Source organism: Clostridium sp. Marseille-Q7071 (assembly GCF_965112025.1).
In genome coordinates, this window is record NZ_CBCOPR010000001.1 from 820,821 (window position 1) to 847,193 (window position 26,373).

Below are 26,373 nucleotides of genomic sequence, written 5' to 3' on the forward strand. Positions count from 1 at the left end.
GGTAAAAATATTCATATGAGAATATATGACAATCTATACATTGTTGTTACCAATATGTGTGGAATTTTTTTTTTTTTTTTCTAGCAAAGATGTTATTTCTAAAACTGAGGGTATTTTAGTTACTTATGAAATGGTTGATCAAAATCAATTTTAAAATAAAAAGCATTATGAAGATAATAGCGGAAACTGGAGAAGGTATATTAAATATACTTGAAGATGAAACTCTCCTGAGAGTAGGTTTCATTGATAAAAAAGTCAGAGAAGATTTTAGCTTAGGTCAAGACCATAGAAAATATAGAACTTTTGATGTTGTTGATAGACCATGGATTGATGTTATTTATGATGATATACAAAAAACCTTTGAGTGCGTAGTTATATTTGATACTATAAAAAAACTAATCAACGTTTATCACATTGATACTATAACTAAAAATAGAGGGTTATTTATATCAGAAAAAAATTATCTTAAAAGTATGAAGAAAATTTAAATGATGATGAAGTAGTTACTAGAATGATGATTTATGGAAAAGATAATTTAAACATAGCTAGAGTTAATCCAACAGACAGCTATATATAGAAGATTATAGTTATTATATGAATACAAAGTATATGCCTCAAAGCTAATAGATAATATAAAAAAATATGATAACAAGGTAGAAACAAATACAATCTACTTTTTTAAATTTACTTAAGGACTTAGAAAAGTTAAGAAATGAAGAAATGAGCTGCAAAAATCAACTAGTAGACTTAACTGTTGAGCTAAATAGAAAGCGTTATGATAACATAGATATTGAAATACACAAAAATCAAAAAGAATAGTGATGTCGCAGTTGTTACAGGTATGTGTAGCAATGCCGAATTAATGTTAGAGATGAGCTAAGAGTAAATGTTTCAGATGTTGATAAGCCTAAAGATTTAACTTCACTAAATACTATTAGAGATGAAATTAAAAAATAAAATTAGACTTATTGAAGAAAAGATAGATAACAATAAAAAATATATTGAAAAAAAGATAGATGAAACTGGTAAGATTAAGATAGCACTAGATAAAAAGAACAATCCTTACAAAAAACGAGTTAGAGTTATTAGATCGATGAGTAAACAAGATATTGAAGAATGCCAAATTATAACAGATGAGTTGAATTATTAGTCTGCTGCTGAAAGTAAGCCTAGAAAAACTGAGCAAACCTACATTGAGCTTTAGTATTAATGTGGTGGATTTTTTAACATTGTTCAGTGCCAAAGAGCTTGGGATAAGATTCAATTAGGTGATATTATAACTATTAGTTATAAGGAATTTGATATAGATTTAGAAGCAAGATTAGTTAAGATAGTACACAATATTGATAAAAAATATGCTAGATTTAACTATTAGTAATCTTGAAGAGTTGGACGATCCAGCTAAGTTTTTATGATTTAATTAAAGATAGTGCAGGAGCTAACAACACTAAATATTTTTAATGCGAACGATTTAAGTATAGAAATCAAGATTTAATTAGTAAAATATGAATAAATTTAGTTTGGACTCAGCTAAAAATGCAGTATTGGCGGAAGGCTTCAAAATATTTCTATAACAGAACGGGTATTAGTCTAAAACATATGGAGCAATGAAGATGGTGTGCACCTGTATGTTAAATAATATTATTGCACTCGCAATGGTTAATTGAAAAGCTGCTCTACAGCACATACCATCAAGCTGACGGTAGCAGAGCAATTATATGGTAAAGTGGTTAAGTCAAACAATGTATTATAACCAATATGAACAGTAGAGAAAGCTCTTTTTTGCAGATGAAAACTGTTTCATGAAAGCTATTAATATGGATTTATCTCTTGAAAATAAAACTCACTAACCGTATATATATGAACCCAGAAATAGATTTAAAGTTTTACAGAATGTAGAAAGGTTCTGGTTAAAATGCAATTAAATGTATACACATGAAGAATATATATGCTAAGTATTTAATATAATAAACACCAATACTAGACTTGATGACACAGGATCAAATTCATATGTTGTGCTATATGGATACGAAACTTCCTAATGGAGCAAGTGGTAGTTTTAATGCCAATCAAAATGGTGAAGTTGATGCAGTGGTAGGATTTAAGTACTGAAAGATGCAGCCCTTAGGTAATAAAGATGGCAATAGTATGTCATGGATATGTATAAGGACAATAGCAAAGGTGGAAAATTACTTATCAATGATTGGAATGGTAAAAATAACGTATTCTTAGGATCGTCACCAAATGCACAGTATAATGGCGGATTTTTAAAATTATATAATAATCATGCAGAAGAGTTACAAGAACTTGGGGTATTTACTGGAGATGATGCAGGAACCTCAAACTTTGGGCAGAAAAGATAAAGTTCAAGATGGAATATTATCATAAAACATAACAAAGGAGATTTTGGGGTTCTAAAATTAACTAATGAAAAGGGAAGTGAAAATAGAATGCTATAACCGCTCAGTCCGATCATGACAATGTTGCTAGCATAAGAAAAGTAGTGATTACAAGTTGAGTTAACTAGCTTTGATGGAAGCACAAAAGGTTGTTAACTGTAAAAGAGAAAATGTCTGGAATATGGCAATGAAGTAGGATGGTAGAGTTAAATAATGAGGACAAATACTGTAAGATTAGCAGGTAAATCCTTGGAAAGAAATACATTTAGGAAGAAAATAATTATTTCCTATGATACAAATACTAAATGTGGAGATCCAGTAATACCTAATATAAAAATTGAAAATGGTGGAAATTTTATTAAAAAGGCAAATGATAATAATTATATAGAAATATCATGAAGAAGAATAAAAGGAATAAAATTATCTTAACTAAAGGAGGTACTATGCCCAGGTTGCCAGAGAGAAGGAGAAAAGAGAAGCAAACATTTGCAAGGGCAATAAATTTCAAGGTACAGACACAAATATATGACAAATGCACAGGAAGAAGCATATATACACCATGACAATCTATTGCTGCCAAGAAGACAGCTGTTTCTACCATACATGTTTATATGATTATTGACCATCCTGTCTTCTGATTATTACATCTATAGTAGATGAAATCATGTTTATGATGGTAGAAAAGCTGCTGAATGTAGGAGCTAGAAGCACAGTAAGTGGCCACCTGGTATAAAATTACTGGTGGAAGTTCTAATGTTTCTACAGGATAAAGATAAGAAGAATAATTAATGGAGGATTTTCATGCAAAATTCACAGAAAAAAAGTAAGATATGAATTTACAGAGGAGATGGTGAATAATTTATTTACCTTATTAGATAGGAGTAGAGATCAAAGGTTTTAAAGAATTACAGGTAATGAATAATATTTTAGATACTCTAAATAGTCCTATACTAGAAGATAATAAAGATCATAAAATAAACCACTAAGTTCTAATTTAATTAGTTCTTAGTGGTTTTTTATTATAAAGATCTATGAAAAGGAGGTGAAAAGCATATGTTAAAATTTAAGTATTTTCATACTATGCGTGGAAACTAAGAAGTGGGCAAGATGATGATCCTTATGAAAAAAGTTGAGCAAATTAAAATAATAAACAATAAATCTCAGCTGCAAGAGACTCCTGACGTCTATAATACTAGAATTGTACTTTTATGAGACCTATAAAAGAGGAATATAGGAATTCCTAATTAGAAGAAAATCAATTTATGTAGAGATCATGAAACAGGCATGATTACATTCCATCCAAGCCATGAAGGCAAAACATTAAATGTAGAATACATGGGACGTGGAATAGGCCTACAATATCCTGCAGATAGAATATGGGCTCATAGTCCTAACCCCTATGCTGTAGATAATCTTCAAGAGTTGATTGATGCTATGCATTTAAAACTGAAGAATTTAGTTAAGTGGTAAGCATGAGAAAATAAAAGAATTTACAGATCATTTAAAATACGAATATGATAGATTTGAAAAGTTTGTAGAAGGAAAAATAGCTTATGCTGATGAGAAAGTAAAGGATTTTACTAAGTTTGTATCCTGTTAGAAATACAATGAACTTAAAGAATATGTAGATAGCTACATCAAAAAGCAGAGAAAAAATTTCTGAAATAGATAATCATATAGGACTTGCTGAAATTAAGCAAGGAAGCTATGTCACAAGTAGAAAGTGCTAAAACTGCTGCAGAAAATGCGGAATTTGCAACAGAAAAAAGCAGAAAGTGCAACATATACGAAGCTAAAAACGTCATTGACATAATGAGAGAAAAAAATAAAAGAATGTATAGAAGCTATAAAAAATGCTGGCAAAGAAAACTGAATTAACTCATATAGACAGATTAAACACTAGATTAATTTGGCAAGAACCTGCTGAGACTTATGTGGATATTTTACAAGTCTATAATAAACCAGAACAGGTTGTGGGACTGTTCATTCATGAAATTAGATGGTGAAGCACACATGATGAATGAGCAGAATGGAAATATATTTCTAATTAACAGGGCACACCAGAAGTTACATCAGAGCACTCAGGCTTAACAAGAGAGCGAAAGATTATGTTAAGTTAAATAGTATAGAAGAAAAAGCACAAAGAAATCTTGAAGGTGAAGATGCAAAAAATGTACTTCCTGAATACTTTAAAACAAAACAATGGTGTTCTACTTTAGGAGAAAGCTACCAAAGTGTAGTTGACTACACCTATATTACTTCAATTCCCTTGTAATGGTAAAATTGAAGAGATTATAAGTTTTTGTGATTGCAGGAGATGATCCTACATCAATATACTTAGAAAAAAATTGATAAATATTTTGAAAACAATTTGGAGAATTGGGACTTAGTAACAGATACTAATTATCCAGTTCTTTTAATTATGGAAAGAAGAGAGCTGAAATTACATCAATAATTAATACAGTTAGAGAAGGGGATTATTTTAGACTTAGGATAGCTTCTTTAAGTAAAAATATAAAACATAACTGTTGAAATTACGATAAAAATATAAGATAAAAAGCGGCAAATTGATGAGGAATTTAATATGGCAATGAGTAAAACCAGATGTAGTATGGTATTGGGATTATATAGATGGGGATAGTAATATATTAAAATACGACAAAGTTGGACTTAAAGATGGTAAAGGTAACTCAAATACGTGGGATTTAGGAGTTGTGAAAGCTGGTCCATAACTTCTGATGATACTATTCAAACTTTCTATATTTCAATAATAAAAGTGAAGAGAAATCCAATACAAACTATGACTAATTGTGAGCTACAGTTAGAGATGGAAGGTATACTGATGGCTCTTATAATGAAGGTAATGCAGATAGTCCACTTGTAAGAGGGAGAATGGAGGAAAACTCTTCGATAAGGGCAAGAGCTTTTAAATCAATAAAAGGTGAAGAGAGAGAACAAATTGAAGGAATGGAAAACAGTAGGGTTACGAAGGTACTGGTGAAATTTTAAAACTAAATTTTGAAGCATTAGAAGAAGAAGTGACAAACATACAACAGATACTTTTATACAAAGTAAGAAATTAGTGGAGGAATTAATACAGGTAATTTTGAAGATGATATTTGTAGAAATAATTATGCTAAGGTTCAATTAAAGATGATTGTACTAACTACGCAGTTGATGCTGGATAAAAGCAGATTATAGTAAGAATTTATTATTCATCAAGAGCAGCATAAATTTATAATAGGGTTACAATTAAGGAAGTGAGAAATTTCACTTCCTTTTATTTTAAGGAGGTAAATCAATGAATACAATCAAAGATATTAAGCCCTATAGTATAAATGGAGATACGGTTTTTATGTGGGTTGCAGAATTACAAATGGTAAGTTAATTAATGAATTAGAAAAATAATAGTTTTGATATAGATAGAAAAAGATTATTAAATTTTGGAATTGTAGGTTGTGGTGTAACCTGCACTATCAAATACCTACAGGAATATTTGATTTAAATGGAAGAATAGTAGAGTTTTTTTAGTTGATGATGAAGGAAAAGAATATGAATTAACTAATACGTTTAATCTATATAATGACTGTATATGTTACCACAATTATTATGGATATAAATACGGGAAGATTCAAGCAGTCATTTATGTGATATAAGCCTTGATATAATTAAGTTTAATCTAATGGATTTAAAATTAAATTTTCACCATTACTAATGAAGTTAATCATGATGATGTTCAGTGTTCAAATTTAAATTTAAGCGATAAAGATATAGATAATGTGTTATTAATAAAAGTAGATAGAAATATATTAAATCTATACCTATAAAATTAGTTAATAACATTAGAGCTGAGGTTCAGTATAGGTTGGAGTAACGTTAATATTAATAGTAGAGAAGGTGTGTAAATGAGGTATGAATACAATGATAAAAGATATGGCAGTATTCATACTTAAAATATTCAAATATATCCATATATGATACAACAATATACAAAAATATTTATATAAAAGAGCATAAGGTTCCATATAAAATATCAAATTCAAAATATAGTGAAAAAGTAACACAACATAATGAATTTGAAATTTTAGAAGACGGAAAGATGTTTACTATGAAAATTAGTGATTTAGAAAACAGACAAGTTTAAAATTAGGAAAATTGAAATGGAATAATTAATGGAGGGATTTTATTATGTCTTTAATTTTAACTGGATAATAGACCTTTTGATCCAGATAAATGCTTACCTTTTGGAAAGGGAATGAAAAGATGCGCTTTAAGACAAGATGGAACAGTATACAAATATCATCACCTACAGAAGACACAAATAAATGAAGATGGTTCAATGTGATTGAAATCATGAAAAAGATGGACTAAAATTGCATGGTTGAAATACCTAAGTTTTATTATGCCAAATACCCTTATAATATGGATTAAAACATATGAGTGTTACCACATATGGGTAATATCTGATACTTTAGAAGAGGGCTTTGGAATTACATCCTACTTTTGCATGAAAGGTGGGGACAAAGCTGTGATGATTCAACAGGTATAGCAAAAGAGGTCGATTACAGAGGTAGAGCTGCTTTCAGGATGGAAGATAAAACAATAAGCATATGGTGTCACGCGTTTTTGCCACTAACTAATATAAAAATAGGTGATAGTAGAAATTATGCTAAAAATAATGGTTTTGGTTGGGGCATTTTAGATTACAACTTATTTTATGCTTTATTAATTGGTTATTTGCAGTAGAATATGGTAAATTGGTGATAGCCAAAACTATCTTAGGAAGAGGATAGTGGATGGTACAGTGATAAAACAATGTTGTGCTATACTAAGTAAAGGTAATTATAGCTATGGTGAAACTACAGGAAAGAAGCACATGTCTTATAGAGGAATAGAAGACATGGGCAACTGTCTTTATTTTGTTGAGGATTTTTGTGATGGTAGCATGAATATGATTGGGAATAGGTGCTTTAATGATAGTGGTATTGGATACAAAGCATATGGAACTGTTATGAGAGGAAAATTTGGATTTTATAAGTGATATATATTCAAATAAAAATCTTGGGTTTGTAATTAAATCAGGTGGTGCTTCAACTACATCAAAATTTTATAATCATGGGGCTTTATATGTAAATAATTTACCTTATGCTGGTGGTGCTTGGGGGAGTGGTTTTAACATAGGTGCTTTTTACTTTTATTGCGGTATTAGTATCAAATGCTGGTACGAGTATAGGATGTTCTATTGCTTTTTATCACCAGTAAAAATTAATTTTAATAAATATATTAAATATAATGTAAAAGTATTATTAATGAAAATAGTATTTTTATTAATATGGAATGGAGGTGATATGTTAAATGAGATACGGAATACAGTGGAATATAATGGCTAGTGATATTAAATATTTAAGTTTTACTAGATTTATGCATGGCGGCAAGGGCTTAAGTACTATACGATAAAAAAGGGAATCAATAATGATAAATTTGAAATTCCAGAAATTGAAAGAGAAATTTTAATAAAGAAATATTTTGAAGATTATGGATTTAAAGACATTTCATTTATTAATGCTAATAACGTTTTAGGTAGATTTGCTAAAAATGGAAATTGAAGTTTTATTATATACCTTTGCGAAACATTTTAATAAAGTATCATTATGGTCAGAAGAGTTTAAAGGCAAGATTTTAAATATCAACAAAACTAGACAATAAGGTTATAAAGGATTACAGTCGATTTGACTATAAAGAAGTTAATGGGGAAATTATAATACTACAAGAAATTATTGATGGTTAAAAGGTGATAAAATACATACTTTAACTGGTAAATATGCAGGATAGACAAGGTAATGAGACATCTGAAATTTGTACGTTAATATAAAAAATCAACGGAGCTTTAGCAGATACTTTAAGCCTAATGTAGATAATTATATATATATTTCGGTTTTTTAAAGTTCTATCAGAAATTACTATACAGGTAATAAAAAGAGCTAAAAAATGAAAATGAATTTACTTGCATAACTAATAATACTCTATAAGTATGCCAGTAATGAATTAAAATATGGTAATTTCTTTGAAGGTTGGATTTATGAAGTAAGAGTATGGCAAAAAGGTAAAGAACAACAATGGACAGGCGTTCTAAAAGGTGATGAGGAAGGCTTAATTACGCTTTATAGATGAATGAACTAGAAGGAAATATTTGCTTTGATAGTACGGATAATAAAGTACATGGAATATACTTAGGCACTGAATGGAGGAATAGTGCCACAGGTGTTGCAGAAGGAATAAACAGTGAAATCCTAATAAAAGATGAAAATGCTATTGTTCCACAAGGTTGATTATCCCTATGGATATGAAATAACAACTCCATATATGATAATTGATATAGATCCACGAAAATGATAGAAAATGATATTGTTGAATTTAAATACATAATGATGAATACAAAGATATAGAGAGTATAAATTTAATAGACAATCCTAGCACTAGCATGCTAAAGCAAAGGGTATATAATGCCAAATTATAAAAGCATAATGCCAATAATGACAGGAAATATAGATGACATAACTGGGATTAAAATAAGCTTCACAGGATCAACTCTCTTCTAGGAAATGGTCCAGGTTGGAAATTATTCGACGGAGTATTTGGTAATAGCTGGGATAATGGATGGGAAACTAGTGAAGGGTTTCAAAAGGAAGTGTAACTATAGATTTTTTCAGGAGAATGATATACATGTAAAAAGGTATGACTTTATACCCATATTCTAAGTATACTTACTGATTGATTTTATGCTAGTAATGATAATAAAAATTGGGATATATTACACACTGTTACTAATAATAAAAACATTCACAGTGGCTAGAGTATGAATTTAAAAAAGTAGAAAAAATATAGATACTATATGATAAAAATGACATAAAATAAGAAAAAACAAATTTACAAGAAATGCAGTTATATATAGATTTAGATGATTATTTAATACCACTTGAAACTATAGATATTTATAAAAATATTTATATAAATAAAAATTATAAAATACTATAAAATATCAAATATACAAGATAAACAAGAACAACTACATGCAGTAATACATTAGAGATGTCAGAAGGAAAATGTTTACCATTCCCATAAGTGAATTAAAAAATATAGTGAATTTAAGATAAATGGTTTAATTGTAGAATAGATAAAAATTAAATGTCAAATCGATATAAAATAATAATTTTATAAGAAGGTGAAATAAGTATGCTTAAATATTTTATGAATCCAAAAGATCAATCAAGTTGAAATAGAAAATAATAACTTAACAGTTATTTCTAATATAAATAAGTGGCAAGGAATTAGATCTAATTTACCTATAAATAATGGTATATAGTAAGGTGTATATGTGCTAAATAGTAAATAATCAATGCAAATAATTCAATAGCATTAACAACAAAATCTTCATCATTAACAGATTACAATACAAAGTATAAATATTGGTCTGATGGTTCAGGATATGGAACTAAATGGTATGGGCGACGTAATAAGTGTGTTATATGATAAAAAGAAAAATAATGGCACATTGGAATTTTGAAAAATGGAATTTTAGAGAAAAGCAAATAATTTAAATGCTGAAGGAGACTTATACTTAACTTTAATAGTGTATAAAGGTGAAATGTACAGGCATACAGTAAATTTTGGAGCAGAAATATTTAAATATAAAATGCCAAAAGAATATAAACAATTACAATGCCGTATAAAACATTATTTTTAGTCCGTGATGGGAGAAAAAGCATATAATGATAATGACAAGTAGGAGCCTATCCTCCTAGTGAAGATATATTTATGCGAATATGGACGAGAATATTGAAGATTTATTTAATGAAGACAGCTCAAATATTAGACTTAAAAAAATCAGATATTATGAGAATGGTACGTTTTATAGTACAAACAAATGTAATAAGTACTGGGAGAACATAGAAAGTTTATTAAGAGCTCTTAGTGTGGGGTAACAAAAGATAATACTTTAAAATAAAGGTTTTTATGATTTAGTTTTATTAATTGAGAAAATAACTTTATAAAAAGTATTTTTAAAATTATATGTACTTAATAGATAAATTTTAAATTAATAAATGATAGAAAATTTTAGACATTAATAATAGAAATTTAATATTAACAACTTAACCTCTTAAAATATTCATTTTTATATGATTGGAGAGTGAGAATATATAAGATGGTCGGATGGATTTGACGGATAATTTAAATAAAGAAAATTTTACAGCTTCTAAATGTGCATAGTGGTGCCAAAGAATATTATCCTTATTTAGCATTTGACAATCACCAAGAATTAGGGGACAAGCTGGTTTTCAAATCAGATATCCTTCTTTCAATGATTGGCTATAAAAAATAGACTTTATTACTAAAGTAAGTCCTCTAAAGTAACAATACAAGGAAACAAAACAGATAGTCCTAATTTACCTAAAAAATAAAAATATTAATGAGTAATGATGATACTAACTATGATAAAATAGATATTATATACATAAAAAGAGATACAAATATAAATGAATATATCCCTATAAAAGACCAGGCAAAAAATATAGATATTTAAAAATTGAATTTATGAATTTTATGATAGTGAATGGTGCACAATAGGTCAAATGCAATTTCTTGAAAAGTATTTATTAATAAATATTTAGTTAAACAGGAGTAAAGACTACTATTCTATAAAATATAACTTTTATAATCTTAGACAACCTGTTGATAATATTCAATTAGAGCAATGGTGTATGAAAAATATGGCACAGAGGATATAAATATTTTAACTATATTAATAACAGTAAAGAAATAGTCATGAATTTAGATGACGTTTCTAAAGTATGGAAAACTAATAAACCTATGGATTTTAATGAAATTAAAGATACATTATTGATTTAATAGACTTCAAGAGAGTAAAAGTATTAAATATAGCATAGAAACCTATAAAATTTATGATTTACTTGAAGATGAATTTGAAATAATGAAGGAAGTGAACTTAATGGAGAAAAATATTGATAATACTAACTAGAAATTAAGGGTAAAAGAAAAAATATATTTGATAGATTTAATCTTCAAAACTCCTGAATTGTTAGTTTGTGTTGATAACAAGGATGTAGAAAGTGCTTTATTGGAGATTGAAGGCAGTATTACAAGAGGATTTTAAATATCAAATTAAATTGGATAATGAAATTATACAAGATTATGGTCAATGGATTATAGAGAAATTAGTAAAGAATTTATAGTACTAAAAGAAAAAATTGATGGGAACAGCAAAAAGGAAATAAGACGCATATTTTAACTGTTATAATGCAAGATAAAGAAAGTACTGAAACAGTAGCAAATTGTGATATTAATATAAAAACTAACGGAGCTTAGTATTTTAAACTTAATGTAGATTATGTATATTTCTAGTCTTCCTAAAGTTCTGTTTGAAAATGACTTTCACAGATAATAAAAAAAAGCTAAAATGGTGTTGAATTTACGTATAACTAATAACACTCTAAAGTATGTCAGAAGAAGGAATCAAAAAATAGGTAATTCCTTTGAAGGTTGGATTTATGAAGTAAGAGTATGAAAAAGGTAAAGAGCAACAATGGACAGGCGTTCTCTTCTAAAAGGTGATGAGGAATACCAATTGCGCTTTATAGAATGAATGAACTGAAGGAAATATTCGTTTTGATAGCATTTGGATAATAAATTACATGGAACATATTTAGGTACTGAATGGGAGGAAATATGCCAATAGGTGTTAAGGAAGGAATAAATAGCAAAATCCTAATAAAAGATGAAAATGCTATTGTCCTATTACAGTGATTATCCTTGGTGGAATATAAAATGAACACCGCATATATGATGATTAATGAAATCATGAAAATGATATAGAGGGTGATATTATTGAATTTGAGATCGATGGTAAAGAATATGAGATAAAAGTATAAATTTAGTATAGAAGATAATGATGTGAAATAATGGGAAAAGTAGGAGAACAACTACTAAATCCAGAAGCTGGTGAAAAGGTATGACTATAAAAAAATGAAAAAAATTTATTTTTAATTTTTCCTTCGGATTGGAGATATGCATCAACATATGTAAGCACCTACACAATGCAGAAGTTAGATTTAATTTTACTGAACCAAGTTAATTATAATGTATAATGCTATAAAAATTGAATGAGAATCAGAAAATATTATTAGATAATGTATTATATACAAATGTAGGATATAAAACATCGGACGTTAAAAATAATAGTTAACAATATTTAAAGGAGAACTTACTAAATAACATAATTTTATATAATGTTTTAATGTTCAATATGGAATCAAGATTTGATAAATGTAGATATAGATATAAATGGAGAACGAAAATAGCCATATAGCCTATACATGCCATATAAAATTCCAATTGCTTCCTAATAAGCAGGTTATAATTTATAAAGATTTGCTACTTCAACAAATTACTTCAAAAGATTTTCAAAATATAGGCAGCCTAGATTTTCTAACAGAAAAACAATTAACACTAGAACAAGATTACGATAGTGTCATAACAACAGAAGATAACAAAAAATATAATTTTAAATTAAAAAGATAAATTCTATCAAAGTGTATTTGAAGGAAAGTGTATGGAGAGTGTGAGGTGAAGATGATGTTTAAGGATTTAAATATAAATGAATATAATAATTGGGGTGAGAAGCTAATAAAAGTTTGAATTATGATATTAATGAACATGCCAACTATTGTAATAGTATAGTATTTAATGATAATTTATATGTATTTTGCAGAAATTGAATATAATTACTACTAATAATAAAAATAACATATCAACTAAGGTATAAATATTATGACGGAACTATATGGCACAATGATAATGAAAGTTTAAATTATAATATGAGTAAAAATATTGATTATCATGATAGTATTGTTTTTAATAACAATTTATATGTATTTTGCAAGAATATGATGGAAGTGGGTATCAAATTAGATATAAATACTATAATGGAGCTAAATGGAATAATGATAATGGTAGTTTAAACTATCTTATAAAGGAAAGGCATTTTATCCTCAATCTATTATATTCAATAATAACTTATATGTATTTTGGAGTGAATATAGTGGAAGGTCATTAAATACGGTTCAAATTAGATATAGGTATTATGATGGTATTAAATGGTATGATGATTTTGGAAGTTTAAATTATGATATAAATGTTGGGGGTAATTATCCTGAAAATATTATATATAAATAAACCTATGTCTTTCATTGAGAATAACAGATTACCATATAACATATATGATGGTATTAAATGGTATGAAGATTTAGGTAGTTTAAGTTATAATAATGGTAGAAATGTTAATTCTCTTAATAGTATTATATTTAATAATATTTTATATGTAAGCTGGTCTGAATATGATAGCAATAGTAGTGTTTATCAAATAAGGTAAAGCAACATAAATGGGATGACAGCAGAAATACACAATCATACAGCTCAAATTATTATAATGATAAAGAAACTAATTATCCTAATAGCGTTATATTTAATAGTATATTATATGTATTTTTTATTGAAAATAATAAAGCAAGATATAAATATTGGCGATGGTACCAAATGGTATAATGATTTAAGTAGTTTAACTTGAGCCAATAGTAAAAATAAGCAAATTTCCTAAAAGTATTAGCATATAATAATATCTTATATGTGTTTTGGGATCAATTAGAGAATGATAGCGTCAAATATTTTTTCACAAGCGTCTAATTTAAATACTATCTTATAAATAATAATAATTCCATATACCAACAACCCATTATCAAAATTACAAAACATAGCACAATCAAATTTAACATCAGAAACATTTATGGAATAAAAGTAATAAGCTCACATTAAACGAAAATGAATATAATGAATTATCAGAGGATGCAGAGGTTTTAGTTTACAATTCATCGCAAAAGGAATTAAAGCTTCATAAAAATGTCACATATGATAAAAGATTTATTATGATCTTAGATAAGCGTTTCTAAGAGCAGCAGATAAAGCCAAACAACTTGACTAAAGCCTAGCTTAATGTTAAATGCCCAGGCTTATGGAGAGGCCATAGATGTAAAAATTGATACTTTAGAAAAGCCTATTAAAGAAGTAATTGCGATTAAATATGATATTGATGATGAAGCTGTTATACAAAAGGATACTCTTTAAAACACATCAGAACGACATTATGCCGCAACTATTACAGTTGAGCAAGAAAATGGAGACAGTTAAAAAGAATGGAAGTTTAACGCTTTAACAGGAGTCGTGTTGATAATAGAAGGATAGGAATGTTAATGAGGTTAGAAATAGGCGATGATGATAAAAATAAAATTAAATATAGAATGTTACTAAATGGCAAGCAGATATATCCACTAGATGGAGATTGGTCAAATTACTTTGATACACCCTATTCTATAGCTAGAAAATTTAAAAGTAATGAAATCAGTATAGGACGCAATAATGTCATTCAAGTATTTGTTAAAGATGAATATGAAAAGCAAAGTTCACTTGCTTACAATTTTTATTGGAGAGTATAGTGGACTATTATTTTGCGATGAATTAGGTGGATATTATTCTGATGACTTAGGAAATATTGTTAAGAGGATAAACTTTGCAATATATTAGCAGGAAAAACAAGGCAAAGGGGCACTGTTTATTTAAAATGCTCGTGGATATAATATCAAAGATGTTGTTATTAAAGTAACAGAGAATTTAATAATACTCTAGTGCTCAGATATATTAATTGATAGTGAAAAAGATAATGAACAGGTTCTCATGAAATTAAAATTGACAAATTACTCAATGAAGAAATAATTCCCTTTTATATTAGAGTAAAAACTGATATAGAGCAAGAGCAGGGTGAAGATTTGAGATTACTGTAAATTCCACTTCAAGTGAAATTTAGAAAGGAAGTGGGTTGTGAGTAATCAATGCAATGATGAAACAGCTAAAATAAAAACTAAGCAAACAATGCAGGATTTTAATAAATGGAAGGTAGCTATAATCTTGGCATGGTTTAATTATGGGGTAATGGCAAGAGTAATATATGGTCTGCGCCTACTTTTAGATGGATTTTACTGGTAAAGTTGAAATAGGAACTTTAATAAGCGATGGAGTTAAAGGTAAGTTGTTTATAAAGCACATTCATCAAACAAACAAAGGGGTTTATTTGGAATACAGGCTTACCCTAGAGAGAAAGTTTTTTTTAATTTTCACTAGTTGAAGATACTTCTTGTTAGTGAAAAACAAAAGTCATTATCCTTTGGTGAATATCCTTATATAAGAGTAGGTGATAAAGAAGGATTTAGATATAGAAGTTTTATTAAATTTGATATATCTAAAATGCCATTAAATTGTCATATTACAAGAGCTAGTTTAAACTTGTACTCACAGGATAAAAAGGCTTTTGAAGTGCTAGGAAATTAATAGTGATAGAAATTGGATAGAAAACAGTATTACATGGAATGGACATCCTCAAAGAAAGAAATTAATAAGTATAGAGCAAGCTGAAGAGTGGGCTATTTTTCAAGTATACCTTTGATGTTAAGTCCATAGCAAAAAAGATTGGTATTATAATTGGAACGTAACTATGGATTTTTACTGAAAGCTTTTGATGAAGAACAGGTACAATTTAAAAGCTTTTTATCAAAAGAATATTCCGATAGATTATATGCTCCAGAGCTAGAAATAGAAGTATTTGACTTGATACATTTATACTACCAGCAGATAGAATAGATGGTAAAGCAAACATTGAGTCTATACAAAAAGCTTATAAAGGTATTGAGGGTAAAGCATATATTGATAAAGATGAAATGTATAGCAAAATCCGTGCAAAAGCTAGAATATATCCAGATATGATTGAAGGTATTGTTAAAATTAGTAAAGCTAATGACTTCAAGGTGCCAAATCTGTTGGCGGGCGAACTTTTGATGAGAAAATTGCAAGGAAAAGTATGAAATAATACATGATATAATTGATGAGCAATTAAGAGGTAAGGCAATTATTAGTCAAACTGCCATTAAAGTGGTAAGAATAGCTTATACTAGACGTGTTTAAGTGCGTGCCAATATACAAACTTTAATGATATTTACAAGGTATATCTAATATTATAGGTGGTGTTGGAAATATAGAATAAATGGTAAAGCAAGTATACGAAATATCAGATGATATTTATGGAAAAGTAAAAATTACAAGTTTAGATAAAGATGATAACTAAAAAGGTACTGCTAGTATTATTAAATCTAATGATACACTTAGGGGTAGAGTTAGAGTTAGATATGTCAATGAGGAATTAGAAGGTAAAGCATTCATAGCTAAATCCAGCAAAATAGATGGAAAAATAAGAGTAAAAGTAAGAAAAAGAAATATTCAACGGTAAAGCCTTAATTAGATATACTGATGAAAAATTGTATGGTAAATAAAATATAGCATTTAAAACGATAGATGGTAAAGCAATTATTCAAGTTAAGAAACAGTTATTTAAAGGTAAGGCACATATTGCAAAACAAAAAAATATATTTGAAGGTAAGGCGATCATAAGCCAAATTCAAATTGGTGGAAAAGCTCTACTAGTAAAAGATGATAACTTAAGAGTGTAAAGCAATTATACCAATCCAAAAGGATTTGAAAGGCAAAGCTACTATTAGAGAGTTTAGTTATATAAAAGGTAAAGCTTCCATAACTTCATTAGAGTTTAGCGAAATTTATGGTGCTGCTATTATCAAAAATGAGAATTTAGATGGAAGATACTGCTATGATTTATAATGTAAAAGCAGTGTTATATATTAATGGATTATATAACAAAGCTAAAAGATTTAGAAAAATCTTTTGGCTTTGTTTCCTATTTTGAAAGCGAGGCGTTGAGATGAGGCAGAAATAATAAAAGTAGCAATTAGTCAAGGGCTAGCACAATGTTTGTATTTCTTTTAATTTATGTGCTTAAGACTACACATAGAGAGAGAAAACAGACTAAATCAAGCTATAGAGAAGAATCGCTATAATACAAAACTTAGCACAGAGAATAATAAAAAATTTGAAAAAGTGAAAAGGATGTAGAAGAAATAAAGATTATATTAAAAGTAGAGGTGTTTTTTATGGAATTTAAAGATTTTATAGCAGAGCAGGGCATTAATATTAATACCAGTTTTATATATTGGTAGGTATTTTTAAAACAATTCAACGCTGTAAAAGATGAAATAATACTTCATATATTATTATCTTTTAGGGATTTTATGCTCTAATTTGCTTTTAGGTTTTGGTATACAGTCAACTATACAAGGTGTTTTAGTAACAGGTACTACTGTATTAACTAACCAAGTATTTAAGCAAGTTGATAAAACAGGGGAGGGATATTAGGTAAATGAGAATAGGTATGATATGGTCATACGAAAGTTTACCTGGTGCAAGAGGAATTATTGATGAGTTGCAGAAGGAAGAAAGATTATTAAGGAATTGAATTCTTTTGTTGTTGTGCAGCACAATTTAACAACTTGCCAACTACCAGAGGATAGTTTTTATCCACAGAATTAAATTATGGTATTAACAAAAGCTAACTCATAATTTAGATATATATTTTTCTATTCATTTTAACAATGCATAGCAGATATGATGGAGCACTAGGTAGTGAAATTTGGGTATATGATAGAAATTCAAAGTTAGCTATTGAAAAGGCTACTGCAATATTGAAAATCTTAGAAAACCTAGGTTTAAAAATCGTGGTATTAAATATTTAGTTGATAGTGGTGGATCAATTAGGAGAATCAAAAATACTGATTGTGAAGCCATGATAATTGAGGTATGCTTTGTTGAAGCTACAAAGGATATAGAGGTATATAAAAGATAGGTTAAAAATGTAGCTAAAGCAATAGCAGATGGATTTAAGACCGTAAGGTTAATAAGAATCTTAAATATGGAACTGTAACAGCAGATATCCTAAATGTAAGAAATGACAGAAGTATGCTTTCTATGATATAATTGGAGAATTAAAATATGGAGATAAGGTTAGACTATGCTTATTGCCGTTCGTTGGTGGAGCATAGATTATGTAAAAGGTGTTGGATATATAAGTGGAGATTTTATTAAATTATTATAATGTATAAGAAGCATATAGTTGCATAGCTACAGGAGTATAATATTAGAACTCAAAATAGAGATTCATATAAAAATAGCTTAATTTCTTGAAAATTAAGGATTAATAGTTAAGAATGAGGAATTTAGGATAAAATTCACTTTAGTGAATTTCTTTAAATAAAATATACTCTAGAAAACTCCAAAGGTTTTGACGTGGAGTTTTAACCATAATTCTTCATCTTTCATTCTTAATTTTTAATTTATGTATAAAAATCTTTTACTAAGTTACTCCCTGAATTTATAAAAGCACATTCTAAATATATATATATAATGTTTATATTATTTAGAATGTGCTAAAATTATAATATAATAGAGATAATGTATTTAGATTATTAAAATCATATAAATTTTCAGAATAAACTGTCAATATTGAAGCGAAAAGTAAATCTTTTATATTTTTAAACGGTGAGGTATATGATTTTATATTTTTATTTTATAGAAAGTATATGAGTAAATATGCTATGAAGTTGGAGTGATAGAAATTGAGTACAAGTAAAAATGAAAGAAAAGAAAGATTAAAAAAAGTACGATCAGCAATTGCAATTAATTCGCTGGATGGAGTTGAGCCTTCAGAGGAATGTAAAGAGATGCTGGAAGATTATATAAAGGGCAAAACTGAGATTGAAGATAACATCAAGAAACTAATTGAAAAGTATAAAGTACCTGAAAACAAATAGAGGTGGCATTATGGCAGATTCATATTTGTATAAAGGTACAAACGTACTTATTAATAAGTTAAACATAAGAGATTTAGAAACATTAAATCAAGCAGAGGCAGATTTTACAGTACAGAGATTAGTTACTGTTGATGATGAGGTAGATATCAAGAAGTTTGACTTTGAACATATGAAAAAAATCCATAAATATATTTTTCAAGATTTATATCATTGGGCAGGGGAAATACGAACTATAAATATGAGAAAAGCAGAATTTGTTTTAGATGGTATGTCAGTAGAGTATTCAGATTTTAGTTTAATTAAAACTGATATAGAGAAAGCAATAAATAAATTAAATCGTATCAATTGGGGTGAAATGCCATTAGATCAAAAAGCAAAAGAATTTACAGAAATAATAGCCAAAATTTGGAAGGTTCATCCTTTTAGAGAGGGCAATACAAGAACAACAATGAAATTTGCTTGTCAGTATGCAGAACATCATGGATTTCCAATGAAAGAGACATTATTTGAAAAAAATAGTAAGTATTTAAGAGACTCTTTAGTATTAGCTTCAATAGGGCAGTATTCAGAAAATGATTATTTAGAGAAAATAGTAAAAAGATCTATGGAAATAGGAGCGAAAGAGAGTAAAAAAACTCTAGAATATGATTACGATAGATAAACAATTAATCTTGATTCTTTAAAATAATATATAATAATTTTTCGGTATATTTTTAATATTGAAAATATAATTTGGTTTCTTAATGCCATTTTATAAAAACTCAGTTATAATTAAATTTATATTAGTATGAAAATAATTTTGTGGCTATCCATTTTGGATAGCCACAATTAATAATAAAAATCATTTTAGTAAGAACCTAGTTTCTACCTTCATACATAGTAAGAAATCAGTTTTCTTTCATTTCAGCTACTACTTCTTTAGCAGTAGGAACATCATCTGTAACTATTCCATCTACACCTAGTAGATAAAAACCTTCCATAGAACTCTTACTATTTACAGTCCAGACATATATAGGTTTATTTAGTAATCTAGAAGCATGTATAATTTTATCTGTTACTAAGGATTCTTCTATTGTTAAAAAGTCAACTTCGATAAATTCAACTTTAGGAAGTCCAGCATATATTATATATCCTACTTTAAGTTTAGGCTCAGCTTTTTTTATTTCTTTTAAAATAGGAAAATCTGTAGATTGAACTACACATTGATCTGTGAAATCATTATCTTTAATAATCCCTATAAATTTATTAACAAAGTCTTCTTCTTCTCCATGTAACTTTACTTCTATATTTAGCTTTATTTTTCCCTTAGAAAACTTGATAACTTCATCCAAGGTGCTAATTTTACCTGTAAAATCACCTTGTTTTAATGTTACTTCTCTTATTTCATCTAAGGTAAGGTCAGAGATATTAGCATTAACTTTTCCAAGTCTTTTTAAATTAAAATCATGTATTACTACAAATTCATTATCTTTAGTTTGAATCACATCTATTTCAGCATAATCAGCTTTTTCATTTATAGCTCCTTCTATTGCTTCTAGAGTATTTTCCACACCATGTAATGAACTTCCTCTATGTGCCATAATTACTAAATCTGTATAGCCGCTTTCAAAAGGATCTATAACTATAGGTAGGACAAAAGAAATAATTACAAATGGCAATAAAAGAAAAACAACAAAGGATTTTTTATATTTAACTAAAAAGCTTTTTGTATTGTCATCAGCAGTTTTTATATTCTTCTTTTCAATATTGATTTTATTTTTATCACATCTATCTAAATACAATTTAGTTATAAGATTTATATAAAAAGGAGTAATTATTGATGTAGAAATATAAAAAGCAATAACCACTAAAGCAAAGAAAATGGACGTTATTACGGAAGAAATAACACTTTCTTCTGCAATTATATTACTTAGTAAAAGGTAAATTAATATTAATACAAAGGCTAATAGAGATATTAATAAAAGCATAAATAATACATATATAAATATACTTACTAATACTCTTAGTGCAATTTTAAAGTAATTTCCTTTAACCATCTTACTACTTTTTTTAGCAGCAGCTCTAAAATTGTTATTTCCTTCAAGTACTATAATATGAAGAGAATAAATCCATCTAATATTTAAATATATAATAATAGCAAAAACTATTGTATAAGATATTATCCCAGTTGTAGTTTTAAATAGCTCTCCTGATATAAAATTAGGTATTTCTATAGAAGGTAAAAGAGTAGAACCTATGCCTATATTTAATAATGGAACTAAAAGAAGAAGGTATGTTGCTATTCCTAAAATTCCATATTTAAATATAGAAGGTAAATATCCAAGAGATTTTATAAAAGCATCCCCTATAAGAACTCTTTTTCCCTTATTGCTATAATAAGAAATTATAATAAGTATAGAAAATTCTAAGAAAATAAGAATTATAGCTATAGGAAGTAATATTAAAATGGTTAAAAAGCCATATCTACTAAAACCAAATCTTAAAAGTTCATTATTAGTGATTGCTTTAAAACCTGCAATAGATAATAGTCCGTTAAATATCATAGAAATCATAGGAATAAATACTATCATAGCTAAAAGTTTATATATTGTTTCAAAAATAAGATTTTCCCAATAGGTAAACATCAATCTATTGTAAGAATGCAAAAATAGTTTAAATGCAGAAGTTTGTCTTATGTTTTTTTGATTTTCCATTTGATACCCCACTATATAAATATTTTAATTCATATTTCATAATTTATAATTACAGTTGAAATTAATTCAAAACTTCTCCGTTATAGAAGAAGCCTCCACAATTGTGAATTATTAAAAGAATATCTTTAATTATAACATTAAAAATATAAATTATTTTAAGATATCCATCAACTTTAAAGCTAGCATCATCATATTATAATTATAAACATATAATAATTATAAAATTAGCATTTTGTAAATAATAATCCTCTTATTTGTAAAAATTAATATATATAGGAGGGAATATTATGATAAATATAAATAAATCTCTATGGTTAGACACTACAAAAACCACGAATTATGAAAAACTAAATGGTAACTTTGAAATTGATATTGCAATAATAGGTGGTGGACTTGCAGGGATTAGCACTGCTTATATGCTAAAGAAAAGTGGATTTAATGTTGCCGTATTTGAAGGAAATAGAATTGGTGAAAATACTACAGGAAATACTACTGCAAAAATAACTTCTCAGCATGATTTAATTTATGATAAACTCATTAACGATTTTGGAAAAGAAAAAGCTAGACAATATGCAGATGCAAACCAATCAGCAATTAAAAAGATAAAGGAGATTATTGAAGAAAATAATATTGATTGTGATTTTGAAGAAAAAATAGCTTGTGTTTACACAGAATCTGAGGAATACATAGATAAAATAGAAAGGGAAGTAAAGACTGCTGCAAGTTTAGGAATATCTGCTGAGTTTGCTAAGAAAGTAGCTCTTCCTTTTGATATAAAGGCAGGAGTAGTTTTTCATAATCAAGCACAGTTTCACCCTAGAAAATATCTTTTAGCTTTAGCAGAAAAGGTAAATGGTGATGGATCGTACATATTTGAGCATACTAGAATTTTAGATGTGGATAAAGAGGATAAAAAACTAATTCTTTCAACTAAAGATGAAAAGATAACTGCAAATAAGGTTATAGTTGCAACTCATTTTCCTATTTTAAATAGTCATGGTCTTTATTTTGTAAGAATGCATGGAGAGCGTTCCTACGTATTAGGATTAGATACTAAAAATATAAATGTAGACGGAATGTATATAAGTGCAGAAAAGCCTAAAAGGTCTTTTAGAACACAAAAACTAGGTGATAAAGATATATTGCTATTAGGTGGAGAATCACATAGAACCGGAGAGTTTTACAATACTGAGAAATGCTATGAGGCATTAAAGAAATACGGAGAAAAACTCTATGAAAGTATGGAAATTATATATAAATGGTCAACACAGGATATGACACCATTAGATGGAGTACCTTATATAGGACAATATTCTGCTAATACAGAAAATTTATATGTTGCTACAGGATTTCAAAAGTGGGGAATGACTAGCTCAACTGTTGCAGCAATGATTATTACTGATTTAATAAGTACTGGTAAAAGCCCTTGGATAGATGTTTATACACCTTCAAGATTTAATGTGGCATCATCAATTAAAGAGCTAGGAGGAAATGCTTCCAAGTTCACACAAAGATATACTAAAGGAAAATTGGATTATCCTGAAAAATCTATTAAGAATGTAGGTAAAGGTGAAGGTAAGGTAGTTGAATATGAGGGAAGAAAAATAGGTGTATATAGAGATGAGCAAGGTAATTATTATGGTGTTGAGATAATATGTACTCATATGCAATGTGAACTTCAATGGAATAATAGTGAAAAAAGTTGGGATTGTCCTTGTCACGCTTCAAGATTTACTATAAAAGGTGAAATAATAGAAGGACCAACAGTAAAACCTTTAAGGGTGGTAGACATAGATAAAGAGAAAATTAAGAATAATGGTTAATAGCATAAATATATAAGTAAAAATTAACAGTGCTATTGATAAAAATTGCATAAATTCACAATAATTTATGCAATTTTTTATAAATATGAGGAAAAACCTTTTCATTTACTTTATTTTATGTAACAATTATATTATAATAAATAGTAAGAAGGTATTAAGATGGGAAAGTTGTTTTATGAAGCTTTAGAGGATGTACCTGTAGTATCTGCTGTTAAGGATATGGAAGGACTCGAAAAAGCATTAGAAGCTGATTCGAAGGTTGTGTTTATTCTATTTGGTGATATATGCAACATTAGAAACATAGTTAAGAAAGTTAAAGATAGTGATAGAATAGCCATTGTTCACATTGATTTAATTGACGGACTTTCAAATCGAGATATTATAATAAATTTTCTAAAAGAGAATACAGAAGCTGATGGAATTATAAGCACTAAAGCTAGTATGATAAAAAATGCTAAAGAGCAAGGGCTTATAACGGTACAACGATGTTTCATATTGGATTCATTATCCCTTGAGGGGAGTAAAAAGCATATGAATTCTGGATATGCAGATGCTATTGAAATTTTACCTGGTGTTATGCCAAAGATTATAAAAAGAATAGTTAGTTTTTCTAATCTACCAGTTATTGCTGGAGGATTAATTGAAGATAAAGAAGATATAATGCTAGCGCTTCAAGCAGGAGCTACGGCAGTATCTTCAACAAAAAATGAAATATGGTTTATGTAGTAAGAGATTAAGAGATAAACTACAAAAACAAAACGCCTTTTTAGGTGTGTTGTTTTTGTAGTTTTTTGTTTTCTATTTATTGAATAATTGGTACAAAATAAAAGGATTATTTTGCACTATAATTGTCCATAGTCAATTCTCAATTATTTCAAGTTGTAGATTTAAATACATAAGACCGCAGCGATATTCGGCTATACATTAACTTTGTAAATTTAATATATATGATGGGGGAGTATCACATGGAAAAGTATATTGTAGCACTAGATCAAGGGACTACTAGTTCAAGAGCAATAATTTTTGATAAGGATCAAAATATTCTCGAAATTGCTCAAAAGGAAATTACACCTATGTATCCTCAAAAGGGATGGGTGGAGCAAGATCCTATGGAGATTTATGCATCTCAATATGGGGTTTTAACAGAGGTTTTAGCAAAGACAGGATTACTAGCAGAAAATATAGCTGCTATAGGAATTACAAATCAAAGAGAAACTACAATTTTATGGGATAAAGAGACAGGAAGACCGGTTTATAATGCTATAGGGTGGCAATGTAGAAGAACAGCAGAAATATGCGACAAACTAAAGGCAGATGGCTGGGAATCATATATTAGAGAGAATACAGGTCTTGTTGTAGATGCATATTTTTCTGCCACAAAAATTAAATGGATTTTAGATAATGTTGAAGGCGTTAGAGAAAAAGCTGAAAATGGAGAAATATTATTTGGAACAGTAGATACCTGGCTTGTTTGGAAACTAACCAATGGAAAAGTTCATGTAACAGATTATACTAATGCGTCACGAACAATGCTCTTTAACATTAGAACATTAAAATGGGATGAAAAAATATTAAAAGCCTTAAATATACCTGAAAGTATGCTTCCAGAGGTTAAAAATAGTAGTGAAATTTATGGAAGGACTAACCTTGGTGGAAAAGGTGGTACAAGAGTACCTATAGCAGGTATAGCAGGAGACCAGCAAGCAGCACTATTTGGTCAAGCTTGCTTTGAAAAGGGATCTGCAAAAAATACATACGGCACAGGATGCTTTTTACTAATGAACACTGGTGACGAAATAATACAAAGTAAAAATGGACTTATAACAACAATTGCAATTGGAATTGACAATAAAGTCCATTATGCTCTTGAAGGAAGTGTATTTGTTGGAGGTGCAGTTATTCAGTGGCTTAGAGATGAGCTTAGAATAGTAAATGACTCAAATGATACAGAGTACTTTGCTCAAAAGGTTAAAGACAATGGTGGAGTTTACATAGTTCCTGCATTTACTGGACTTGGAGCACCTTATTGGGATATGTATGCTAGAGGAGCTATTTTTGGATTAACAAGAGGAGCAAATAGAAACCACATAATAAGAGCTGCTCTTGAATCTATAGCTTATCAAACTAAGGACGTAATTGATGCAATGATAGAGGATACAGGCCTTGAGCTTGAAGAACTAAAGGTTGATGGAGGAGCAAGTTCAAATGGATTTTTACTTCAATTTCAATCAGATATTTTAGGGAAAATCGTAAGACGACCACTTATAAGGGAAACTACTGCATTAGGTGCAGCTTATTTAGCAGGGCTAGCTGTAGGCTTTTGGAAAGATAAAGAAGAGATTATGGATAAATGGAATATAGATAACGAATATACACCAAATCTTGAAGAGGAAACAAGACAAAAGCTTTACAAAAGTTGGAGGAAAGCAGTCATAAGAGCACAAGAGTGGGAAGAACATGATGCTTAGAAATTAAGAATTAAGGATGAAGAATTAAAAATTATGGTTACTTTTTAATCTATATTGAAGATTCAAAAACAAATGTTATTTAAAGATGAAAAATTAGGTTAAATATTATTTTAAGAAAATTAGTTTATAAAATATAGTTATTAATTTCTCAGTTATGC

The 26,373-nt window shown here is 28.2% G+C and carries 30 protein-coding genes; 29 read left to right on the forward strand and 1 reads right to left on the reverse strand.

From position 1 onward, the window contains the following. Positions 1-167: 167 nt before the first annotated feature. The 26 genes from ACWPW7_RS03840 to ACWPW7_RS03965 all read left to right on the forward strand — a co-directional run bounded on the left by ACWPW7_RS03840 (position 168) and on the right by ACWPW7_RS03965 (position 19,892). Positions 168-488, forward strand: coding sequence for a hypothetical protein (locus ACWPW7_RS03840; protein WP_454052447.1), 321 nt, complete (start codon positions 168-170; stop codon positions 486-488). A 452-nt stretch (positions 489-940) separates the two neighbouring features. Further along, positions 941-1,150 (forward strand): hypothetical protein, encoded by a 210-nt coding sequence (locus ACWPW7_RS03845; RefSeq protein WP_454052448.1) that lies wholly within the window; start codon positions 941-943, stop codon positions 1,148-1,150. A gap of 1,003 nt (positions 1,151-2,153) precedes the next feature. Continuing rightward, a complete protein-coding gene (locus ACWPW7_RS03850; protein WP_454052449.1) occupies positions 2,154-2,363 on the forward strand; it encodes a hypothetical protein in 210 nt (69 codons plus the stop codon). Between the two features lie 249 nt (positions 2,364-2,612). Continuing rightward, the gene (locus tag ACWPW7_RS03855) at positions 2,613-2,798 is read left to right on the forward strand and encodes a hypothetical protein (protein ID WP_454052450.1); all 186 of its coding nucleotides are present in this window, start codon (positions 2,613-2,615) and stop codon (positions 2,796-2,798) included. Next, entirely contained in the window at positions 2,795-2,962 is a 168-nt protein-coding gene (locus tag ACWPW7_RS03860; RefSeq protein ID WP_454052451.1) for a hypothetical protein, read from the forward strand. Before ACWPW7_RS03855 ends, ACWPW7_RS03860 begins: the two co-directional genes overlap by 4 nt. A 721-nt stretch (positions 2,963-3,683) precedes the next feature. Continuing rightward, positions 3,684-3,869: a hypothetical protein gene (locus tag ACWPW7_RS03865; protein ID WP_454052452.1), complete on the forward strand. Its 186-nt coding sequence runs from the start codon at positions 3,684-3,686 to the stop codon at positions 3,867-3,869. Positions 3,870-4,106: 237 nt separating this feature from the next. Beyond that, entirely contained in the window at positions 4,107-4,277 is a 171-nt protein-coding gene (locus tag ACWPW7_RS03870; protein ID WP_454052453.1) for a hypothetical protein, read from the forward strand. Between the two features lie 820 nt (positions 4,278-5,097). Continuing rightward, positions 5,098-5,283, forward strand: a complete 186-nt coding sequence (locus ACWPW7_RS03875) for a hypothetical protein (protein ID WP_454052454.1) — start codon at positions 5,098-5,100, stop codon at positions 5,281-5,283. A gap of 1,619 nt (positions 5,284-6,902) precedes the next feature. Further along, the gene (locus tag ACWPW7_RS03880; protein ID WP_454052455.1) at positions 6,903-7,145 is read left to right on the forward strand and encodes a hypothetical protein; all 243 of its coding nucleotides are present in this window, start codon (positions 6,903-6,905) and stop codon (positions 7,143-7,145) included. Between the two features lie 46 nt (positions 7,146-7,191). Next, positions 7,192-7,440, forward strand: a complete 249-nt coding sequence (locus ACWPW7_RS03885) for a hypothetical protein (RefSeq protein ID WP_454052456.1) — start codon at positions 7,192-7,194, stop codon at positions 7,438-7,440. Next, the gene (locus ACWPW7_RS03890; protein WP_454052457.1) at positions 7,424-7,789 is read left to right on the forward strand and encodes a hypothetical protein; all 366 of its coding nucleotides are present in this window, start codon (positions 7,424-7,426) and stop codon (positions 7,787-7,789) included. Before ACWPW7_RS03885 ends, ACWPW7_RS03890 begins: the two co-directional genes overlap by 17 nt. A 777-nt stretch (positions 7,790-8,566) precedes the next feature. After that, a complete protein-coding gene (locus ACWPW7_RS03895; protein WP_454052458.1) occupies positions 8,567-8,728 on the forward strand; it encodes a hypothetical protein in 162 nt (53 codons plus the stop codon). A gap of 1,494 nt (positions 8,729-10,222) precedes the next feature. After that, on the forward strand, positions 10,223-10,381 hold the full coding sequence (locus ACWPW7_RS03900) for a hypothetical protein (protein ID WP_454052459.1): 159 nt from the start codon (positions 10,223-10,225) through the stop codon (positions 10,379-10,381). Positions 10,382-12,758: 2,377 nt separating this feature from the next. Beyond that, a complete protein-coding gene (locus tag ACWPW7_RS03905) occupies positions 12,759-12,995 on the forward strand; it encodes a hypothetical protein (RefSeq protein WP_454052460.1) in 237 nt (78 codons plus the stop codon). A 296-nt stretch (positions 12,996-13,291) separates the two neighbouring features. After that, the gene (locus ACWPW7_RS03910) at positions 13,292-13,435 is read left to right on the forward strand and encodes a hypothetical protein (protein WP_454052461.1); all 144 of its coding nucleotides are present in this window, start codon (positions 13,292-13,294) and stop codon (positions 13,433-13,435) included. Between the two features lie 218 nt (positions 13,436-13,653). Continuing rightward, on the forward strand, positions 13,654-13,845 hold the full coding sequence (locus tag ACWPW7_RS03915) for a hypothetical protein (protein ID WP_454052462.1): 192 nt from the start codon (positions 13,654-13,656) through the stop codon (positions 13,843-13,845). Positions 13,846-14,462: 617 nt separating this feature from the next. After that, positions 14,463-14,594 (forward strand): hypothetical protein, encoded by a 132-nt coding sequence (locus tag ACWPW7_RS03920; RefSeq protein WP_454052463.1) that lies wholly within the window; start codon positions 14,463-14,465, stop codon positions 14,592-14,594. Between the two features lie 119 nt (positions 14,595-14,713). Next, a complete protein-coding gene (locus ACWPW7_RS03925) occupies positions 14,714-14,962 on the forward strand; it encodes a hypothetical protein (protein ID WP_454052464.1) in 249 nt (82 codons plus the stop codon). Between the two features lie 382 nt (positions 14,963-15,344). Next, positions 15,345-15,509 (forward strand): hypothetical protein, encoded by a 165-nt coding sequence (locus ACWPW7_RS03930; RefSeq protein WP_454052465.1) that lies wholly within the window; start codon positions 15,345-15,347, stop codon positions 15,507-15,509. Positions 15,510-15,644: 135 nt separating this feature from the next. Then, a complete protein-coding gene (locus tag ACWPW7_RS03935; protein WP_454052466.1) occupies positions 15,645-15,851 on the forward strand; it encodes a DNRLRE domain-containing protein in 207 nt (68 codons plus the stop codon). Between the two features lie 150 nt (positions 15,852-16,001). Next, complete coding sequence (locus tag ACWPW7_RS03940) at positions 16,002-16,160, forward strand: hypothetical protein (protein WP_454052467.1); 159 nt, start codon at positions 16,002-16,004, stop codon at positions 16,158-16,160. A 77-nt stretch (positions 16,161-16,237) separates the two neighbouring features. Further along, the gene (locus ACWPW7_RS03945; RefSeq protein ID WP_454052468.1) at positions 16,238-16,381 is read left to right on the forward strand and encodes a hypothetical protein; all 144 of its coding nucleotides are present in this window, start codon (positions 16,238-16,240) and stop codon (positions 16,379-16,381) included. Between the two features lie 667 nt (positions 16,382-17,048). After that, a complete protein-coding gene (locus ACWPW7_RS03950; protein ID WP_454052469.1) occupies positions 17,049-17,189 on the forward strand; it encodes a hypothetical protein in 141 nt (46 codons plus the stop codon). 827 nt (positions 17,190-18,016) lie between these two features. Further along, positions 18,017-18,157, forward strand: coding sequence for a hypothetical protein (locus tag ACWPW7_RS03955; RefSeq protein ID WP_454052470.1), 141 nt, complete (start codon positions 18,017-18,019; stop codon positions 18,155-18,157). Positions 18,158-19,036: 879 nt separating this feature from the next. Then, a complete protein-coding gene (locus ACWPW7_RS03960) occupies positions 19,037-19,231 on the forward strand; it encodes an antitoxin VbhA family protein (RefSeq protein ID WP_454052471.1) in 195 nt (64 codons plus the stop codon). Between the two features lie 10 nt (positions 19,232-19,241). Next, entirely contained in the window at positions 19,242-19,892 is a 651-nt protein-coding gene (locus tag ACWPW7_RS03965; RefSeq protein WP_454052472.1) for a Fic/DOC family protein, read from the forward strand. Between the two features lie 226 nt (positions 19,893-20,118). Here the strand turns inward: ACWPW7_RS03965 and ACWPW7_RS03970 are convergent, their stop codons facing one another. After that, on the reverse strand, positions 20,119-21,924 hold the full coding sequence (locus tag ACWPW7_RS03970) for a glycerophosphoryl diester phosphodiesterase membrane domain-containing protein (protein ID WP_454052473.1): 1,806 nt from the start codon (positions 21,922-21,924) through the stop codon (positions 20,119-20,121). A 287-nt stretch (positions 21,925-22,211) separates the two neighbouring features. Between ACWPW7_RS03970 and ACWPW7_RS03975 the strand changes: the two genes are divergently transcribed. From ACWPW7_RS03975 to glpK, 3 genes are all read left to right on the forward strand, one after another. After that, the gene (locus ACWPW7_RS03975) at positions 22,212-23,747 is read left to right on the forward strand and encodes an FAD-dependent oxidoreductase (protein WP_454052474.1); all 1,536 of its coding nucleotides are present in this window, start codon (positions 22,212-22,214) and stop codon (positions 23,745-23,747) included. A 159-nt stretch (positions 23,748-23,906) separates the two neighbouring features. After that, a complete protein-coding gene (locus ACWPW7_RS03980) occupies positions 23,907-24,473 on the forward strand; it encodes a glycerol-3-phosphate responsive antiterminator (protein ID WP_454052475.1) in 567 nt (188 codons plus the stop codon). Between the two features lie 239 nt (positions 24,474-24,712). Beyond that, on the forward strand, positions 24,713-26,215 hold the full coding sequence (gene glpK / locus ACWPW7_RS03985; protein ID WP_454052476.1) for a glycerol kinase GlpK: 1,503 nt from the start codon (positions 24,713-24,715) through the stop codon (positions 26,213-26,215). Positions 26,216-26,373: the final 158 nt, after the last annotated feature.

Coding starts and splice junctions, on each gene's coding strand:
- glpK (WP_454052476.1), top strand. CDS start 24,713: ATGGAAAAGTATATTGTAGCACTAGATCAAGGGACTACTAGTTCAAGA.
- ACWPW7_RS03975 (WP_454052474.1), top strand. CDS start 22,212: ATGATAAATATAAATAAATCTCTATGGTTAGACACTACAAAAACCACG.
- ACWPW7_RS03860 (WP_454052451.1), top strand. CDS start 2,795: ATGAAGAAGAATAAAAGGAATAAAATTATCTTAACTAAAGGAGGTACT.
- ACWPW7_RS03850 (WP_454052449.1), top strand. CDS start 2,154: ATGGATATGTATAAGGACAATAGCAAAGGTGGAAAATTACTTATCAAT.
- ACWPW7_RS03915 (WP_454052462.1), top strand. CDS start 13,654: ATGTCTTTCATTGAGAATAACAGATTACCATATAACATATATGATGGT.
- ACWPW7_RS03855 (WP_454052450.1), top strand. CDS start 2,613: ATGAGGACAAATACTGTAAGATTAGCAGGTAAATCCTTGGAAAGAAAT.
- ACWPW7_RS03895 (WP_454052458.1), top strand. CDS start 8,567: ATGAATGAACTAGAAGGAAATATTTGCTTTGATAGTACGGATAATAAA.
- ACWPW7_RS03920 (WP_454052463.1), top strand. CDS start 14,463: ATGTTAAATGCCCAGGCTTATGGAGAGGCCATAGATGTAAAAATTGAT.
- ACWPW7_RS03865 (WP_454052452.1), top strand. CDS start 3,684: ATGATTACATTCCATCCAAGCCATGAAGGCAAAACATTAAATGTAGAA.
- ACWPW7_RS03925 (WP_454052464.1), top strand. CDS start 14,714: ATGTTAATGAGGTTAGAAATAGGCGATGATGATAAAAATAAAATTAAA.
- ACWPW7_RS03905 (WP_454052460.1), top strand. CDS start 12,759: ATGGAGAACGAAAATAGCCATATAGCCTATACATGCCATATAAAATTC.
- ACWPW7_RS03900 (WP_454052459.1), top strand. CDS start 10,223: ATGGACGAGAATATTGAAGATTTATTTAATGAAGACAGCTCAAATATT.
- ACWPW7_RS03965 (WP_454052472.1), top strand. CDS start 19,242: ATGGCAGATTCATATTTGTATAAAGGTACAAACGTACTTATTAATAAG.
- ACWPW7_RS03970 (WP_454052473.1), bottom strand. CDS start 21,924: ATGGAAAATCAAAAAAACATAAGACAAACTTCTGCATTTAAACTATTT.
- ACWPW7_RS03980 (WP_454052475.1), top strand. CDS start 23,907: ATGGGAAAGTTGTTTTATGAAGCTTTAGAGGATGTACCTGTAGTATCT.
- ACWPW7_RS03910 (WP_454052461.1), top strand. CDS start 13,292: ATGAGTAAAAATATTGATTATCATGATAGTATTGTTTTTAATAACAAT.
- ACWPW7_RS03955 (WP_454052470.1), top strand. CDS start 18,017: ATGCATAGCAGATATGATGGAGCACTAGGTAGTGAAATTTGGGTATAT.
- ACWPW7_RS03945 (WP_454052468.1), top strand. CDS start 16,238: ATGTATAGCAAAATCCGTGCAAAAGCTAGAATATATCCAGATATGATT.
- ACWPW7_RS03870 (WP_454052453.1), top strand. CDS start 4,107: ATGTCACAAGTAGAAAGTGCTAAAACTGCTGCAGAAAATGCGGAATTT.
- ACWPW7_RS03845 (WP_454052448.1), top strand. CDS start 941: ATGAAATTAAAAAATAAAATTAGACTTATTGAAGAAAAGATAGATAAC.
- ACWPW7_RS03840 (WP_454052447.1), top strand. CDS start 168: ATGAAGATAATAGCGGAAACTGGAGAAGGTATATTAAATATACTTGAA.